The organism is Actinocorallia longicatena (assembly GCF_039534125.1).
Lineage (GTDB): Bacteria > Actinomycetota > Actinomycetes > Streptosporangiales > Streptosporangiaceae > Actinocorallia > Actinocorallia longicatena.
In genome coordinates, this window is record NZ_BAAAUV010000008.1 from 162,458 (window position 1) to 178,434 (window position 15,977).

Consider the following 15,977-nt stretch of genomic DNA (forward strand, 5'->3'; position numbering starts at 1 on the left):
GGCGCTCACCGGGGAAGGAAACGGGCCAGCCAGTCACACGTCCCGGGGGAGGCCCAGGGCAGCAGGGCCATCGCGGCGGATATGGCGCCGCCACCGGCCCCGGACGGCCGGTAGGCGGCCGGGACCGTCTCGCCGCTGATCGCGCTCAGCGTGTACCGGATCGCCTCGTCGACGGTGATCTCGCCCTTGCCGAAGGCCGCCAGCGCCGGCCCCGCCCCGCTCCCGGCCGACACCGCACCGGCGGGCGGCGCCTGCCCGTGACGGCTCGCGCAGAGCCCGGCGTCGGCCTTGCCGGAGGCGCTCGGCCCGGCACTCCCCTGCGGTCCCGGCGGCCCTCCGGGAGCGGACGGGCCGCCCCCGCCGCAGGCGGCCGAGGACAGAACCAGGACCAGCGTCAGGGGAGCCACGGGGTTCCGCATGAGGACCTCCAGGGGGAAGCGGCCATCGTCGCGGTCCCGGACCAGGAGGGTCAAGCGCCCCGGGGAGGCGCGGAAGGCGAGGCGGACGGGGCGGCGGAGTCCTCGCCGGTCAGAGGGTGAGGATCGATACAGAATCGGATTCGGTAAGGGGTTCCTTACCTTGGGGGCGGTGTTACAGAATGCGGGGACGTATCGAGGCGCGAGGAGGCGGCGTGGATCTTCAGGCGGTGGCGGAGCGGGCTCCGGACAGACCTGCGGTGATCATGGCGGAGTCGGGGGAGCGGATCTCGTTCCGGGAGCTGGACGAGGCGTCCAACCGGCTGGCCCAGGTCTTCTACGGGGCGGGGCTGCGGCCCGGCGACCACATCGCGTTCATGCTGGAGAACCGGTGGGAGTTCCTCGCCGTGGCGTGGGCGGCCCAGCGGTCCGGCCTGTACTACACGGCCGTCAGCACCCGGCTGACCTTCGACGAGGCCGGGTACATCGTCGAGAACTGCGAGGCCAAGGCGTTCGTCGCCTCGGCCGCCGTGCGCGACGTGGCCCGGGAGATCGCGGCCACCAACGACGCGCTCGTGGTCCGGCTGATGCTCGACGAGGCCGTCGCCGGGTTCGACTCCTACGAGGAGACGGTCGCGGCGGCTCCGGCCGTCCCGCTGGAGGAGCAGATCGAGGGCATGGACATGCTCTACTCCTCCGGCACCACCGGACGGCCCAAGGGCGTGAAGCCGCCGCTGCCGCAGACCCCGTGGGGCACCCCCGGCATCCTGTCGCAGCTCCTGGAGATGCTCTTCCAGCCGAACGACTCCTCGGTCTACCTGTCGCCCGCGCCGCTCTACCACGCGGCCCCGCTGCGGTACTCGATGTGCTTCCAGCGGGCCGGGGCGACCGTCGTGGTGTTCGAGAAGTTCGACGCCGAGCAGGTGCTCACCGCGATCCAGGAGCACCGGGTGACGCACTCGCAGTGGGTGCCGACCATGTTCATCAGGCTGCTCAAGCTGCCCGCGGAGGTCCGCGCCTCCTACGACGTGTCGAGCATGCTGCACGCCGTCCACGCCGCGGCGCCCTGCCCCGTCCCGGTCAAGAAGCAGATGATCGAGTGGTGGGGCCCGATCCTGCACGAGTACTACGCGGGGACCGAGGGCAACTGCTTCGTCTACACCGACAGCGCGTCCTGGCTCGCCAACGAGGGCACCGTCGGACGCCCGATCCTCGGCGAGATCCACGTGCTCGGCCCGGACGGCGAGGAGCTCCCGACCGGCGAGGTCGGCACCCTCTACTTCGGCAACGGCCCGGAGTTCTCCTACCACGGCGACCCCGGCAAGACCGCGTCCGCGCAGGACCCCGGGGGCCGCGGCTGGACCACCCTGGGCGACGTCGGCTACGTCAACGAGAACGGCTTCCTGTTCCTCACCGACCGGCTCTCCCACATGATCATCAGCGGTGGGGTGAACATCTACCCGCAGGAGGCCGAGAACCTCCTGGCCGTCCACCCGAAGGTCGCCGACGTCGCGGTCTTCGGCGTCCCCGACCCGGAGATGGGCGAGCAGGTGAAGGCCGTCGTCCAGCCCGCCGACCCCGCGGACGCCGGCGAGGAGCTGGCCGCCGAGCTCATCGCGTACTGCCGCGAGAACCTGGCCCACTACAAGTGCCCGAGGACGGTCGACTTCCGCGACGAGCTCCCGCGCCACCCCACCGGCAAGCTCCTCAAGCGCGTCCTGCGCGACGAGTACGCCAAGGAGGCGACCGCCTGATCCTCCGGAGAAAGATCGGAGGGGCGTGCAGCGAAACGCACGCCCCTCCGGTCTAGACGGGTGTGAGTGAAACGGATTTCGCGGCCTTCGTCCGAGAACGGTCGGCTTCGCTCTTCCGCACGGCCTACGTGCTGACGGGCAGCCGTGACGCCGCCGACGACCTCGTCCAGGAAGCCCTGGAACGGGCCTGCCGCCACTGGCGGAAGGCGTCGGCGGCCGACTCGCCCGAAGCGTACGTGCGGAAGATCCTGGTCAATCTGGCCAATGACCGCTGGCGGCGGCTGAAACGCCTCGAGCTCGTCCGGGCGGTGCCCGACCGCGCCGACCCCGGCGACGCCTTCGGCCGGGTCGACAGCCGGTCGCAGCTGATCCAGGCGCTGCTCCTGCTGCCGATGGGCCAGCGCACGGCGGTCGTCCTGCACTACTTCCACGACATGGCCGACACCCAGATCGCCGCGACCCTCGGCGTCTCGGCGGGGACGGCCCGCTCGCAGCTCTCCCGCGGCCTCGCCAAGCTCCGTGAGGCCCTCGCACCCGACGCCGTCCCCGGAGGCCGACGATGAACGACTTCGACACCGACCTGCGCGCGGCCGTCCGCGCCCTCGCCGACACCCCGGTGCCGCCCGGCTACGACCCCCGCGCGATCCGGCGCGCCGCCCGCCGCCGCTCCCGGCTCCTGGCCGCCGCGTCGGCCGCGGCCGTCGTGACGGTCGCGGGCACCGCCGTCGCCCTGACCGGCGGCGACGGCGACCCCGCCCCGCTCCCGCTCGCCGGGCCGCCCACCCCCGCGGCGAAGCTGCCCCGCTTCGGCGACGAGCTGATCCACTACTACCTCCCGGCCACGGGACCCCAGTACACCGACGGCTACCGGTACGGCGCCGCCCTCGACCGCCAGTCCGGGCACATGCGGGACAAGTGCCTCGCGGACAGGGGCGTCACCCTTCCCCCCGACCCCCGGCCCGCGCCCTCACCCGCCGACCGGGCCGACAACACCGAGATGCCCGACCTCGGCCGCATCGCGAAGGAGGGCCGGTTCGTCGGTGAGGGGACGCCGGAGCCCCCGGCCCTCGACGCGAGGACCCGGCGGGCCCGCGACGCCTGCCTCAAGCTGGTCGCCGCGGAGTTCGCCCCCATCGACGCCATCGGCCGGAAGCTCCAGAGCCGGTGGTGGCAGGAGAACATCCAGGTGAACCCGGCCGACCCGCGCGTCCTCGAGCTGCTCCCCGCGTTCCGGCAGTGCGCCCTCGACCGCGGTGTCCCCGGCGCCGCGAAGATCGCGCTCACCTCGTCCACCCGGGCCTTCGGCGACTTCATCGGCCCGGTCGACGGCCTGATCATGCGAGCGAAGCCGGGCGAGGACACCGCGCCGGCCGTCCGCGTGATCGCCGAGGCCTTCGCCGCCTGCGCCCGCCCCGTCGTGGACGTCCTGGAATCCCTCCAGACCCGGCGGCTGACGGTCTTCCTGCGCGCCCACGCCCGCGAGATCGCGCAACTGAGGACCGTCACCGACGAGACCTTCACCCGCGCCGAGAGGAAATGGGGCGCTCCTTAGGGCCTGTCTGACGAATGCCCGGCCTACTGCGCGACGCCCAGGCGCGCACCTGGGCGCCGCTCGCCACGGCCGCCCTTCATCAGACAGGCCCTTGAGCGGAGAGTCCCTCGGCGAGGCGGGTGACGACCGTGCGGGCGTCGTGTTCGATGCCGCACAGGAACGTGGAGCGGCGGCGGAGGAGGACCGGCAGGCCCAGGGCGTACAGGCCGGGGCTCGCGGTGACGACGCCGCCCTCGTGCCGGAGGCGGCCCCGCCCGTCGAGGACGGGGACGTCGAGCCAGGAGTAGTCGGGGCGGAAGCCGGTCGCCCACAGGACGGAACGGAACTCCGCGAGATCGACGCGCAGCCGCGGCGAGGCCGGGGCCCGGGTCGGGGCCGGACGCTCGGGCGGTGGGAGGTCGGGGTCGATTCCGGTGGCCAGGGCCCACGCGTCGAAGGAGTCCAGGAGCCGGGCCAGTTTGAGGTCGGCCAGGGCGAAGACGTTGCGCAGGCCGCCGGAGAACAGGGCGTGGCCGTCGCGGACCCCGGCCAGCCGCCCGACGGTCTCGACGCCCGCCGCGGTGAGCTCGTTGAGATCGAGCGTGGCCCGCTCGGGAGTGCCGGCGAGCTGAGGTGAGGGCAGGCTCCGGGCGCGGGCGAGATCGTCGACCTCGTCGTGGCCCTGGTCCCAGACTCCGGAGGCGTCCATCCACCACAGGACGTCGCGGCCGCGGTAGAGCCGGGGCAGCCGCACGTGCTCGCCGACCGCGAGGGTCACCGGGCGTCCCGTTCGGCGGATCTCGGCGGCGAGCTGCACCCCGGTCGCCGACGCCCCGACCACGAGGACACCGCCCTCGGGCAGGTCGGCCGGGCCGCGGTAGGAGAAGGGGGTCAGCTGGGCGATGCCGGAGGGCAGGTCGCGGGCCTGAGGCGGCACGACCGGCACGTTGCAGGCACCGCTGGCGATGACGGCGGTGCGGGCCCGGACGGTCCCGGCGGAGGTGGTGATCTCGTAGCCGCCGCCGGCCGCCGTCCGGACCGACGTGACCTCCACGCCGGTCCGGACGGGCGCTCCGCACGTCTTGGCGAACCGCTCGACGAGGCCGGCGACCTCGCCGGCGGTCATGTACCCGTCGGGGTCGGGGCCGTCGTAGGGAAGGCCCGGCAGCCCGCTCAGCCGGTTGGGCGTGAGCAGCCGCAGCGAGTCCCAGCGCTCGTGCCGCCAGGAGTTCGCGATCTCGCCGCGTTCGAGCACGACATGGTCGATCGACCTCTCGGTGAGGAAGTGACTCGCCGCCAGACCGGCGTGCCCGGCGCCGATGACGACCGTGGTGAAGTGCTCGACCGTCATGGACTAGGCGACCTCGACGGTGACGTTCGTGGGGTTGGTCAGGGCGTCGAAGACCGCGGAGCGCTTCTGGGACTGGGCGACGAGGGCCTCGATGTCCTGCGGCGAGGCGTCGGCGTCGATGGTGAAGGTGACCTTGATGTCGTTGTAGCCGTTGCGGACCTCGGTGTCGCCGAGGATGCCCCGGATGTCGTGCTCGCCCTCGACGACCGCCTCGACCGAGCGCAGCTGGATGCCGCGGTTCTGGGCGACGGAGGCGACGCCCGCGGTCAGGCAGCTCGCGAGGCCGACGAGCAGGTACTCGATCGGGGTGATGCCGTTGTCCTCGGCGGCGAAGACGGCCGGGTGGTCGGCGTCGAAGACCGACTCGGACTTGTGGGTCTGCTCCTGGCCGAGGCCGTAGAAGTTCTGGATCTTCGTGGTGCTGTGCACGCCGTGCTGCCACTTCGACGTGGCCCGCCAGGTGAACCGGGCGGCCTCGGGGGCGTCCTTGAGCGCCTCCCGCGCGTCCAGCAGCGCCTGCACGTTCACTCCGTTGGTTACCGTCGTCACGCGATGCCTCTCATGTCCTTAGCCGGGATTTCCTACTAGGAAAATTGACAATACACCTGGCGGGGCGGGCAACATAGTCCTCATGAAGGAGTCAGTCCCGTCACCGCCGCCGGGGTCCGCGGGCATCGTCGAGACCCGTCATCTCGATCTTCCGGGGACCGTCCGGCTCGACTCCGGGCGCGAGCTGTCCGGCGTCCGGGTGGCCTACGAGACCTACGGGAGGCTCGCCGCCGGGCGCGACAACGTGATCCTCGTCTGCCACGCCCTCAGCGGCGACGCCCACGCGGCGGGCGTGGCGAGGACCCCGGCCGCCGAGCCGGCCCGCGACGGCTTCGGCGCGGCCGGGCGGCCCCGGGGGCTCGGCTGGTGGGACGGCATGATCGGCCCGGGCAAGGCGTTCGACACCGACCGCTACTTCGTCGTCTCGACCAACTTCCTGGGCGGGTGCGGCGGCACGACCGGGCCGTCCTCGCCCGACCCGGCCACCGGGCGTCCCTACGGGCCGGACTTTCCCGTGATCACGGTCGCCGACATGGTCGGCGTCCAGCGCGCCTTCCTGGACGCCCTCGGCGTGGAGCGCCTCGCGGCCGTCGCGGGCGGCTCGCTCGGCGGGATGCAGGCCCTGGAGTGGGCGGTCCGTCATCCCGGCCGGGTGGACGCCGTCATCGCGATCGCCAGCACCCACGCCCTGCATCCCCAGGGCGTCGCCTGGAACGCCATCGCCCGCGAGGCCATCATGCGCGACCCGGACTGGCAGGACGGCCGCTACCACGGGACGGGCCGCGCCCCCGACGCCGGCATGGGAGTGGCCAGGATGGTCGGCCACGTCACCTACCTGTCGGCGCCCGCCCTGGAGGAGAAGTTCGGCCGCCGCCTCCAGTCCTCCGACGCCATCCGGCACACCCTGACCGAGCCGGAGTTCGAGGTCGAGAGCTACCTGAACCACCAGGCGGCGGCGTTCGTCCGCCGGTTCGACGCCAACACCTACCTCTACACCTCGCGGGCCCTGACCTATTTCGACCTCGCCAGGCAGCATGGAGAAGGTTCACTGGAACGGGCGCTCTCGGGCGTCTCGGCCAGGACGCTGCTGATCTCCTTCAGCTCCGACTGGCTGTACCCGCCGTCGGCGTCGCGGGAGATCGAGGAGGCCCTGCGCGCGCTCGGCAAGCCCGTCGAGGCGCACGTCATCGACGCCCCCTACGGCCACGACTGCTTCCTGCTGGAGGAAGCCCGCCAGACCCCCCTCATCCGCCGGTTCCTGGGCTGAGGCCGCAGACCGTCCGCATCGCAAGGAAGAGAGCCCCGTGAGCGAAACACCCTCCCGCGCCGAGGAGGCCCGATCCTTCGGGTTCGAGACGCGGCAACTGCACGCCGGGCAGCGGCCCGACCCCAACACCGGGGCGAGGGCGGTGCCGATCTTCCAGACGACCAGCTACGTCTTCGAGGACCCGGAGTCGGCCGCCGCCTACTTCAACCTCCAGGAGTACGGGAACACCTACTCCCGGATCATGAACCCGACCGTGGCGGTGTTCGAGGAGCGGATCGCCAACCTCGAAGGGGGCACCGGCGCCGTCGCGTTCGCCAGCGGGATCGCCGCCCAGGCCGCCGCCCTGTTCACCCTGCTGGAGCCCGGCGACCACGTCGTGTCGTCCTCGGCGCTGTACGGCGGCACGGTCAACCAGCTCAAGCATCTGCTCCGCAAGATGAGCGTCGGGCTGACCTGGGTCGATCCCGACGACCCGGACGCCTGGCGCGAAGCCGTCCGGCCGGAGACCAAGGCGTTCTTCGGTGAGACGATCGGCAACCCGTCGGGGAACGTGCTCGACATCGAGACCGTCGCGGGCATCGCCCACGAGCACGGGATCCCGCTGATCGTCGACAACACCTTCGCCACCCCCTACCTGTGCCGGCCGATCGAGTGGGGCGCCGACATCGTCGTCCACTCGGCGACCAAGTTCATCGGCGGCCACGGGACGAGCATCGGCGGCGTCGTCGTCGAGGCCGGGACCTTCGACTGGTCCAACGGCCGCTTCCCCGTGATCGCCGAGCCCTCACCCGCCTACCACGGGCTGAGGTTCCACGAGACGTTCGGCATGTACGGCTACCTCATGAAGCTGCGCGCCGAGACGCTCCGCGACCTCGGGGCGGCGCTGTCACCGTTCAACGCCTTCCTCTTCCTCCAGGGCCTGGAGACCCTGTCGCTCCGGATGGACCGGCACGTCTCCAACGCGCTGGCGGTCGCCGAGTTCCTCCAGGGGCACGCCTCGGTCGCGAAGGTGACGCATCCGGGACTGCCCGGCAGCCCCTACCGGCCACTGGTGGAGAAGTACCTGCCGCTCGGGGCGGGCGCGGTGTTCTCCTTCGACTGCGCCGGAGGACGCGACGCCGGCCAGGACCTCATCAAGGGCGTCACGCTCTGGTCGCACCTGGCCAACGTCGGGGACGCCAAGAGCCTGATCATCCATCCGGCCAGCACGACCCACCGCCAGCTCGGCGAGGAGGAGCTGAGCGCGGCCGGCGTCGGGCCCGGGACCGTGCGGCTGTCGGTCGGCACCGAGTCGGTCGCCGATCTGCTCTGGGATCTCCAGCAGGGCTTCGACCACGTCGCCGAGGCGGCGGCCAAGAGAGGGGCGGAAGAATGAGCGATCTCGGCCGCTACCAGGACGCGCTGACGATCCAGCGCGTCCTGCACACCACGAGGACGATCGCGATCGTCGGGCTGTCGGGCAACGAGCTGCGGGCCAGCTACTTCGTCGGCTACTACCTCAGACGGCACGGCTACCGCGTCATCCCGGTGAACCCGCGCGAGAAGGAGATCCTCGGTGAGACGTCCTATCCGTCGCTGCTCGACGTCCCCGTCCCGGTCGATCTCGTCAACGTCTTCCGGGCCCCCGACGCGCTGCCCGGCATCGCCCGCGACACCGTCGCGATCGGGGCGCCCGCGCTCTGGTGCCAGTTCGGCGTCGTCGACCAGGAGGGCGCCGACATCGCCGAGGAAGCGGGGACGACCGTGGTCATGGACCTGTGCCTGAAGATCGAGCACGCCCGCTACCTGGGCCGGATGCACTGGCTCGGCTTCAACACCCACCGCATCACCTCGACCCGCACCGGCCTCCAGTAGGTGCTACCCGGCGAGCACGGGACGGCCGAGGCGGGCGAACTCGACGGCCAGGCGCGAGTCGACGCCCGTCGCCGTCATGACCTCGGCGACGACCGGGGCCGGCTCTCCCGACCTGCACGAGTGCACCACGCCGTCGGAGTCGGCCCACAGGTCGCCGTCGGCGTGGAGGAGGAGGGGGCAGCCGGTCGCGCCGAAGATCTGGAGCGTCCCGTCGGTGGTGGTGAAGTCGATGAGGCGCGACACGGCGGCGTCTCCGTGCACGTAGAGCAGGGTCGCGTCCACGGAGACGACCGCCGCGCGCAGGTTCCCGGTGACGAGCAGTCCCAGGCACTCGGGTGCCTCCTCGTCCAGGAGCAGGGCCCCGCCGACGACGAGATCCCCGGCGACGACGTGCAGGACCAGCTCTCCCGTGCCGCCGTTCCCGGGGTCGAGCCCGCGGCCCCGCAGCAGATCCCCCGCCGTCAGGTCCCCTTCGGCCCGCAGCTCGCCGCGGTGCACGAACACCGTGTCGAACTCCGCGTCGAAGTGCTCGAACCGCTGCAACCCGAACTCGTCGTCGGCGTCCTCGAAGGACATCTCACTCCACATGCCCGCGATCATTCCGGATCGCACGGCTTCATGCCTAGGAGAGAAGCCCGCGCAGGGTGGGATCGAGAGTGGGGTCGGTGAAGATGAAGCCCGCCTCGCGGAGCCGCCGGGGGAGGACCCGCTGGCTGATCAGGGGGCCCTCCTCGGCGAAGTCGCGCAGGACGAGCTTGAGCACGGCCGCGGGGACGAACCACGGGGCCGGGCGGTGCAGGGCGCGGCCGAGCGCCTTGGTGAACTCACCGTTGGTGACCGGGTGCGGGGCGGTCAGGTTGAACACGCCGGAGACCTCGGTGTCGATGAGGAAGCGCAGCGCCCTGACCTCGTCGTCGAGGCTGATCCAGCTCATCCACTGGTGGCCGTCGCCGAGCTGGGCGCCCAGCCCGAACCTGAACGGCAGGAGGGTCCGGCCGAGCAGCCCGCCCTTCGGCGCCAGCACGATCCCGGTGCGGGAGAACACCACCCGGATCCCGGCCTCGGCCGCGGGGGCGGCGGCCGCCTCCCAGTCCTCGACGAGCTCGGCGAGGAACCCCGTGCCGCGGCCGGAGTCCTCGGTGGCCTCCGCGGCGCCGGTGTCGCCGTAGAACCCGACGGCCGACCCGCACACGAAGACCCCGGGCGGCTCCTTCAGCGAGGCCATGGCCTCGGCGAGCGCGCCGGTCCCGAGGATCCTGCTGTCGCGGATGCGCTGCTTGTAGGCCCTGGTCCAGGGACGGTCCCCGACCCCGGCCCCGGCGAGGTTCACGACCGCGTCCGCGCCCTCCAGGGCCTTGCGGTCGACCGAGCGGGTCGCGGGGTTCCAGCGGGCCTCGTCGGGCGCCGACGGTTCGCGCCGCACCAGCCGGACGACCTCCCAGCCGTCCCCGCGCAGCGACTCCACCAGCGCGTTCCCGATCAGCCCCGACGCCCCCGCAACGACAGCTCTCATCCCCCCAACCTAGTTCACGGGCCCCCGGCAAGACGGAAGCCCCCGCCCGGAATCCGGACGGGGGCTCTCGGCGGAGAACTAGAGGCCGAGCTCGGCCTCGAAGTTGCCCTCCTCGAGACGGGCCTTGACGGTGCCCAGGAAGCGGGCGGCGTCGGCGCCGTCGACGAGGCGGTGGTCGTAGGTCAGGGCCAGGTAGACCATCGACCGGATGGCGATGACCTCGCCCAGCGACGGGTCGTTGACGACGACCGCGCGCTTGACGACCGAACCGGTGCCCAGGATGGCGACCTGGGGCTGGTTGATGATCGGGGTGTCGAACAGGGCGCCGCGGCTGCCGGTGTTGGTCAGCGTGAAGGTGCCGCCGCCCAGCTCGTCGGGGGAGACCTTGTTCGTGCGGGTGCGCTCGGCCAGGTCACTGATCTTGCGGGCGATCCCGGCGAGGTTCAGCTCACCGGCGTCCTTGATCACCGGGACGAGCAGGCCCTTCTCGGTGTCCACCGCGACGCCCAGGTGCTCGGCCTCGTGGTAGGTGACCTCGTTGCGCTCGGTGTCGATGACCGCGTTGACCGTCGGGTGCGCCTTCAGGGCCTCGATGGAGGCGAGGGCGAAGAACGGAAGGAACGACAGCTTGACGCCCTCACGGGCGTGGAAGTCGGCCTTGGCGCGGTCGCGCAGGCGCGCCACCCGGGTGACGTCGACCTCGACGACGGTCGTCAGCTGGGCGGAGACCTGGAGGGACTCCACCATGCGGCGGGCGATCGTCTGGCGCAGGCGCGACATCTTCTCGGTGGAACCGCGCTTGCCCGCCGACGGCGAGACGAGCGAGGGGGCCGAGGCGGCGGGTGCCGCGGGAGCGGCCGCGGGGGCCGGTGCCTGCGGGGCCGGAGCCGGGGCGGCCTGCTTGGCCTTGGCGGCCTCCAGGACGTCCTGCTTCCGGATGCGCCCGCCGACGCCGGTGCCCTCGACCGCACCGAGGTCGACACCGTGCTCGGCCGCGAGCTTGCGCACCAGCGGCGTCACGTAGGCGCCGTCCGGCTCGGCCGCGGGAGCGGCCGGAGCGGCGGGAGCCGCCGCCGGGGCGGCCGGCGGAGCGCTCGGGGCCGCGGGCGGCCACGAGATCGGAGCCGGAGCGGAGGCCTGCGGAGCCGGTGCCTGCGGGGGAGCGGGCGCGGCGGCCTGCGGCGCGGGAGCGGGCTCAGGCTCGGGTTCGGGCTGAGGCTCGGGGGCCGCCTCGGCCTTGGGCTCGGGCTCGGCGGCCTTGGCCGGAGCGGCGGCCGGGGCCTCGCCCTCCTCCGAGATGATCGCAAGCTGCGCGCCGACCTCGACGGTCTCGTCTTCGGCGACGGTGATGCTGGTCAGGATGCCCGCGGCGGGCGAAGGAATCTCGGTGTCGACCTTGTCGGTCGATACCTCGAGAAGCGGCTCGTCGACCTCGACGTGCTCACCCTCCTTCTTGAGCCAGCGGGTGACGGTGCCCTCGGTGACGCTCTCGCCGAGCTGGGGCATGGTGACGGAGACCGGCATGGTTCTCAGCGACTCCTCGTTAGTGGCCTTGTTGTCTTAGCCGTGGACGTGCAAGGGCTTGCCGGCGAGGGCGAGTGCTGCCTCGCCGAGCGCCTCGGACTGGGTGGGGTGCGCGTGGATGAGCTGCGCGACCTCGGAGGGGAGGGCCTCCCAGTTGTAAAGGAGCTGGCCTTCGGTGACCAGTTCGCCGATCCGGGCACCCACCATGTGGACGCCCAGGATCGGGCCGTCCTTCTGCGCGATCATCTTCACCTCGCCCTGCGTCCCCAGGATCTTGCTCTTGGGGTTGCCCGCGAGGTCGTAGGTGACCTCGGTGATCTCGAACCCGAGCTCCTTCGCCTTGGCGGAGGTGATGCCGACGGAGGCGACCTCGGGGTTGGAGTAGGTGATGCGAGGGACACCGTCGTAGTCGATCGGGGTCGGGTTGAGACCCGCGATCTTCTCGGCGACCAGGATGCCCTCGGCGAATCCGACGTGCGCGAGCTGCAGGGTCGGGATGAGGTCACCGACCGCGTAGATGTTCGGCACGGCCGTCTGGCAGTACTCGTTGACGATCACGTAGCCGCGGTCGACCTGGACGCCGGCCTCCTCGAAGCCGAGGCCCTGCGAGACGGGCCCGCGGCCGACGGCCACGAGCAGCAGCTCGGCGTCGATGGTCTTGCCGTTGGCCAGCTCGACCGACACACCGGAGTCGGTGGTCTTGACGCCCTGGAAGAAGACGCCGAGCTCGAACTTGATGCCGCGCTTGCGGAAGGCCCGCTCGAGGCGCTTGGAGGAGGACTCCTCCTCCAGCGGCAGCAGGTGAGGGAGGCCCTCGACGATCGTGACCTCGGCGCCGAAGGAGCGCCAGACGGACGCGAACTCGACGCCGATGACGCCGCCGCCGAGGATCACCACGGAGGCCGGGACGCGGTCCATGTCGAGCGCGTGGTCGGAGGAGATGACCCGGTCGCCGTCGATCTCCAGGCCCGGCAGGGACTTGGGCACCGAGCCGGTCGCCAGCACGATGTTGGCGGTCTCGTAGACGTCGTCGCCGACCTGGACGGCGTTCGGCCCTGCCACCCGGCCGAAGCCCTCGACGATGTCGATGCCGTGGGCCTTGATGAGCCCGGTGAGGCCCTTGACCGTCGTGGTGACGATCTTGTTCTTGTACGCGAGGACGCCGGGACCGTCGATGCCCTCGAACGTGGCCTTGATGCCGACGGAGGCGGCTTCCCTGGTCTCGTCCGCGACCTCGGCCGCGTGCAGCAGCGCCTTGGTCGGGACGCAGCCGCGGTTGAGGCAGGTCCCGCCGAGGGTCGGGTCCTTCTCGATCAGAGCGACGCGCTTGCCCAGCTCGGCGGCACGGATGGCACAGGCGTAACCGCCGCTGCCGCCACCGAGCACGACGAGGTCGTACGGGCCCTTGTTCGCCACTGGAGCTCCTAACGTGATCTACGCTGATCTATCCCACATCGACGGGGAAGAAATGCCAGGTAGGACAATCTTTTCACTTGTACTGACGAGTAGGTCCGCACTGCCGCATGACTGACGTCACAGCAGGCATGACCGAGGTTCACAGCAGGCCCGCGGCCACGTCCTCGGCGATCTGGACCAGGGTGCGGGTGGCGGCGCCTGTGCCGCCCTTGGGGGTGTAGCCGTAGGGCTCGCCCTTGTGGAAGGACGGGCCGGCGATGTCCAGGTGGGCCCAGCGCACGCCGTCGGGCACGAATTCCTTGAGGAAGACGCCCGCGGTGAGCATGCCGCCCCAGCGGTCGCTGCTGATGTTGGCGATGTCGGCGACGGGGGAGTCGAGGCCCTTGCGGAGTTCCTCCGGCAGCGGCATGCCCCAGGAGGCCTCGCCCGCGCGCCCGGCGGCGGCGACGACGCCCTCGCGGACCTCGTCGGAGTTGGCCATGATCCCGGTGGTGCGGGTACCGAGCGCGACGAGCTGCGCCCCGGTGAGGGTCGCGACGTCGACGAGCAGGTCGGGGGCGTCCTCGGCGGAGCGCACGAGGGCGTCGGCCATGACCAGGCGGCCCTCGGCGTCGGTGTTGAGGACCTCGACGGTCTTGCCGCCGTAGATGGTGATCACGTCGGAGGGGCGCTGGGCCGTGCCGGAGGGCATGTTCTCGGCGATGGTCAGGTAGCCGATGACGTTGACCCGCGGCTTGAGGGCCGCGATCGACTGGAGCGAGCCCAGGACCGCGGCGGCGCCGCCCATGTCGGACTTCATCCAGTCCATGGAGTCGGCGGGCTTGAGGGACAGGCCGCCGGTGTCGAAGGTGATGCCCTTGCCGACGAACACGACCGTCTTGGTGGCCTGCGGGTGGCTGTAGGCGAGCCGGACCAGCCGCGGCGGGTTCACCGAGCCCTGGCCGACGCCCACGATGCCGCCGTAGCCGGCGTCCACGAGGGCCTTCTCGTCGAGGACCTCCACCTGGAGCCCGGACTCGTGGGCGACCTTCTCGGCGACGTCGGCGAGGTCCTCGGGCGAAAGGTGCGACGGCGGGGTGTTGACCAGGTCGCGGACCAGGGTGATCGAGGTCGCGAGGGTCTCGGCGCGCTCGACGGCGGCCGTCGCGTCGCTGCCGGTCACCAGGATCAGCTCACCGACGGGCTCGGTCTGCTCGCCCGTCCGGTAGCGGGTGAAACCGTAGTTGCCCAGCAGGGCGCCGGTGGCGACGTCACCGGCGGCCTCGGCGCTCTCGGCGGGCAGCGCCAAAGCGACCCTGCCCGTCCCGGCCAGCGCCCGCACCGCGGCACCGGCAGCCCGGCGCAGCGCCTCACCGTCGGCGTCCTCACCGAGGCCCGCGGCGACGATCACGGGTGCGGTGATGGCTCCCAGAGTGGGCAGCTTCACGACCTCGCCGGCCTTGCCGGTGGCCCCGACGGCCTTGAGCGCCTCGACCAGACGACCCTCGAGTGCCTGGTCGACGCCGGCGGCCCCGGACGCGAGCTGGAGCCCCGGGACGGTGCCGATGATCACGGCGTCAACGTCAAGCGAGGCGGGGTCGTTCTGGGTGATGCTCAGATTCGTCGTCACGTCCATCGACTTTAGTCGCCCTCGGAAGGTGTTTTCCCCTATTCCGATCAAGCCTTGCCCCGAACGGGGTCAGGTGGCGTTACTGGGGCATTTCGGACCGTTCTCCCTGGCCCTGCGGCCGCCCGGGGTGGCGTGACTTTCCCGTTATCGGAGTTTCCCTACCTAATTGCTAGGTTTATGCCGTGACCAGCGCACCTGATCGAGCACCTGATCTCGCATCTGATCTTTCCATGGAGCCCGCGGACGCCCGCAGGCTCCGCGCGGACCGCGCCCGCCAGGTGGCCGACGTGCTCCGCTGCCAGATCCTGCGAGGAGCCTTCGCCACCGGCGTCCTGCCCCGTGAGGACCGCCTGGTCGCCGAGTTCGGCTCCACCCGCAACGCCGTCCGCGACGCGCTCGACCTCCTGCGCGGCGAGGGCCTGATCGAGAGGCTGCCCGGCGTGGGCACCGTCGTCACCACCACCAAGTACCCGCACGGCCTCCAGCGGCTGCTCGGCCTGGGCGAGACCCTGCACGAGCACGGAGAGGTCGAGAACGAGCTGCGGGCCAGCGGCACCATCACCCCGCCGGTCGCGATCACCTCCCGGCTGGGGCTGCCCGCCGACAGCCCCGTCGTCTACCTGGAACGGCTCCGGCGGCTCAACGGGGTGCCGCTCAGCCTCGACCAGACCTACCTCGAACCCGGCCTCGGCGCCGCCCTGCTCGAACAGGACCTCGTCCACGAGGACGTCTTCGTCCTGATCGAACGCCTGCGCGGCCCCCTCGGCGCCGCCGACCTCACCGTCGAGGCCGTCAACGCCGACCCGCACTCCGCCGCCGTCCTGGCCGCTCCCCGCGGAGCCGCCCTGCTGATGGTCGAGCGCCTCACCCATCTCGCCGACGGGCGCCCGGTCGACCTGGAGTTCATCCGCTTCAGGGGCGACCGGCTGACCATGCGCGGCACCCTGCATCGGAGCCTGTGAATGCCCCTCGTCCCCCACCGGCAGGACGTGCCGGTCACCATCGACGCCTCGCTCTGCATCGAGGGCTGCACCCTCTGCATCGACGTCTGCCCCCTCGACTCCCTCGCCCTCGACCCCGAGACCGGCAAGGCCCACATGTACGTGGACGAGTGCTGGTACTGCGGCCCCTGCGCCGACCGGTGCCCCGCGGGCGCGGTCACCGTCAACATCCCCTACCTGCTGCGCTAGCCG

16 protein-coding genes are annotated in these 15,977 nt (G+C 71.8%); 8 read left to right on the forward strand and 8 right to left on the reverse strand.

Features of this window, described 5'->3' with window-relative positions; translation table 11 throughout:
- Positions 1–5: 5 nt before the first annotated feature.
- On the reverse strand, positions 6–419 hold the full coding sequence (locus ABD785_RS18610) for a hypothetical protein (RefSeq protein ID WP_344829659.1): 414 nt from the start codon (positions 417–419) through the stop codon (positions 6–8).
- A gap of 212 nt (positions 420–631) precedes the next feature.
- Between ABD785_RS18610 and ABD785_RS18615 the strand changes: the two genes are divergently transcribed.
- From ABD785_RS18615 to ABD785_RS18625, 3 genes are all read left to right on the forward strand, one after another.
- A complete protein-coding gene (locus tag ABD785_RS18615; protein ID WP_344829661.1) occupies positions 632–2,170 on the forward strand; it encodes an acyl-CoA synthetase in 1,539 nt (512 codons plus the stop codon).
- Between the two features lie 62 nt (positions 2,171–2,232).
- Entirely contained in the window at positions 2,233–2,733 is a 501-nt protein-coding gene (locus tag ABD785_RS18620; RefSeq protein WP_344829663.1) for a SigE family RNA polymerase sigma factor, read from the forward strand.
- Positions 2,730–3,722 carry a hypothetical protein gene (locus ABD785_RS18625; protein WP_344829666.1) on the forward strand — a complete coding sequence of 331 codons (993 nt, stop codon included), beginning with the start codon at positions 2,730–2,732 and terminating at the stop codon, positions 3,720–3,722. The genes ABD785_RS18620 and ABD785_RS18625 overlap by 4 nt, the downstream gene beginning before the upstream one ends.
- Before the next feature lie 79 nt (positions 3,723–3,801).
- Here ABD785_RS18625 and ABD785_RS18630 read toward each other — a convergent pair whose 3' ends face one another.
- Together ABD785_RS18630 and ABD785_RS18635 are read right to left on the reverse strand one after the other, a co-directional pair.
- Entirely contained in the window at positions 3,802–5,052 is a 1,251-nt protein-coding gene (locus ABD785_RS18630) for a flavin-containing monooxygenase (RefSeq protein ID WP_344829668.1), read from the reverse strand.
- Positions 5,053–5,055: 3 nt separating this feature from the next.
- Positions 5,056–5,601: an OsmC family protein gene (locus tag ABD785_RS18635; RefSeq protein WP_344829670.1), complete on the reverse strand. Its 546-nt coding sequence runs from the start codon at positions 5,599–5,601 to the stop codon at positions 5,056–5,058.
- A gap of 82 nt (positions 5,602–5,683) precedes the next feature.
- Here ABD785_RS18635 and metX point away from each other — a divergent pair, with 82 nt between their 5' ends.
- From metX to ABD785_RS18650, 3 genes are read left to right on the forward strand one after another with little or no spacing between them, the layout of a single operon-like run.
- Complete coding sequence (metX, locus tag ABD785_RS18640) at positions 5,684–6,868, forward strand: homoserine O-acetyltransferase MetX (protein ID WP_344829673.1); 1,185 nt, start codon at positions 5,684–5,686, stop codon at positions 6,866–6,868.
- Positions 6,869–6,905: 37 nt separating this feature from the next.
- Positions 6,906–8,243 carry an O-acetylhomoserine aminocarboxypropyltransferase/cysteine synthase family protein gene (locus ABD785_RS18645; protein WP_344829675.1) on the forward strand — a complete coding sequence of 446 codons (1,338 nt, stop codon included), beginning with the start codon at positions 6,906–6,908 and terminating at the stop codon, positions 8,241–8,243.
- On the forward strand, positions 8,240–8,722 hold the full coding sequence (locus ABD785_RS18650) for a CoA-binding protein (RefSeq protein WP_344829677.1): 483 nt from the start codon (positions 8,240–8,242) through the stop codon (positions 8,720–8,722). The genes ABD785_RS18645 and ABD785_RS18650 overlap by 4 nt, the downstream gene beginning before the upstream one ends.
- Positions 8,723–8,725: 3 nt before the next feature.
- Here the strand turns inward: ABD785_RS18650 and ABD785_RS18655 are convergent, their stop codons facing one another.
- From ABD785_RS18655 to ABD785_RS18675, 5 genes are all read right to left on the reverse strand, one after another.
- Positions 8,726–9,310, reverse strand: coding sequence for a hypothetical protein (locus ABD785_RS18655; RefSeq protein WP_344829680.1), 585 nt, complete (start codon positions 9,308–9,310; stop codon positions 8,726–8,728).
- Positions 9,311–9,344: 34 nt separating this feature from the next.
- Positions 9,345–10,235: a TIGR01777 family oxidoreductase gene (locus ABD785_RS18660; protein WP_344829682.1), complete on the reverse strand. Its 891-nt coding sequence runs from the start codon at positions 10,233–10,235 to the stop codon at positions 9,345–9,347.
- A 78-nt stretch (positions 10,236–10,313) separates the two neighbouring features.
- Positions 10,314–11,759, reverse strand: a complete 1,446-nt coding sequence (sucB, locus tag ABD785_RS18665) for a 2-oxoglutarate dehydrogenase, E2 component, dihydrolipoamide succinyltransferase (RefSeq protein ID WP_344829686.1) — start codon at positions 11,757–11,759, stop codon at positions 10,314–10,316.
- A gap of 36 nt (positions 11,760–11,795) precedes the next feature.
- On the reverse strand, positions 11,796–13,175 hold the full coding sequence (lpdA, locus tag ABD785_RS18670) for a dihydrolipoyl dehydrogenase (protein WP_344829688.1): 1,380 nt from the start codon (positions 13,173–13,175) through the stop codon (positions 11,796–11,798).
- 139 nt (positions 13,176–13,314) lie between these two features.
- Positions 13,315–14,784, reverse strand: coding sequence for a leucyl aminopeptidase (locus ABD785_RS18675; RefSeq protein ID WP_486303547.1), 1,470 nt, complete (start codon positions 14,782–14,784; stop codon positions 13,315–13,317).
- A 230-nt stretch (positions 14,785–15,014) separates the two neighbouring features.
- Here ABD785_RS18675 and ABD785_RS18680 point away from each other — a divergent pair, with 230 nt between their 5' ends.
- Together ABD785_RS18680 and ABD785_RS18685 are read left to right on the forward strand one after the other, a co-directional pair.
- Positions 15,015–15,746: a GntR family transcriptional regulator gene (locus tag ABD785_RS18680; protein ID WP_344829693.1), complete on the forward strand. Its 732-nt coding sequence runs from the start codon at positions 15,015–15,017 to the stop codon at positions 15,744–15,746.
- Positions 15,747–15,974, forward strand: a complete 228-nt coding sequence (locus tag ABD785_RS18685; protein ID WP_344829695.1) for a 4Fe-4S dicluster domain-containing protein — start codon at positions 15,747–15,749, stop codon at positions 15,972–15,974. It begins immediately after the preceding gene.
- Positions 15,975–15,977: the final 3 nt, after the last annotated feature.

Bases quoted from the DNA above. Each gene is read 5' to 3' on its own strand.
- ABD785_RS18610 (WP_344829659.1), bottom strand. From the start codon at position 419: ATGCGGAACCCCGTGGCTCCCCTGACGCTGGTCCTGGTTCTGTCCTCG.
- ABD785_RS18625 (WP_344829666.1), top strand. From the start codon at position 2,730: ATGAACGACTTCGACACCGACCTGCGCGCGGCCGTCCGCGCCCTCGCC.
- ABD785_RS18630 (WP_344829668.1), bottom strand. From the start codon at position 5,052: ATGACGGTCGAGCACTTCACCACGGTCGTCATCGGCGCCGGGCACGCC.
- metX (WP_344829673.1), top strand. From the start codon at position 5,684: ATGAAGGAGTCAGTCCCGTCACCGCCGCCGGGGTCCGCGGGCATCGTC.
- ABD785_RS18650 (WP_344829677.1), top strand. From the start codon at position 8,240: ATGAGCGATCTCGGCCGCTACCAGGACGCGCTGACGATCCAGCGCGTC.
- ABD785_RS18655 (WP_344829680.1), bottom strand. From the start codon at position 9,310: ATGTGGAGTGAGATGTCCTTCGAGGACGCCGACGACGAGTTCGGGTTG.
- ABD785_RS18660 (WP_344829682.1), bottom strand. From the start codon at position 10,235: ATGAGAGCTGTCGTTGCGGGGGCGTCGGGGCTGATCGGGAACGCGCTG.
- sucB (WP_344829686.1), bottom strand. From the start codon at position 11,759: ATGCCGGTCTCCGTCACCATGCCCCAGCTCGGCGAGAGCGTCACCGAG.
- ABD785_RS18680 (WP_344829693.1), top strand. From the start codon at position 15,015: ATGGAGCCCGCGGACGCCCGCAGGCTCCGCGCGGACCGCGCCCGCCAG.
- ABD785_RS18685 (WP_344829695.1), top strand. From the start codon at position 15,747: ATGCCCCTCGTCCCCCACCGGCAGGACGTGCCGGTCACCATCGACGCC.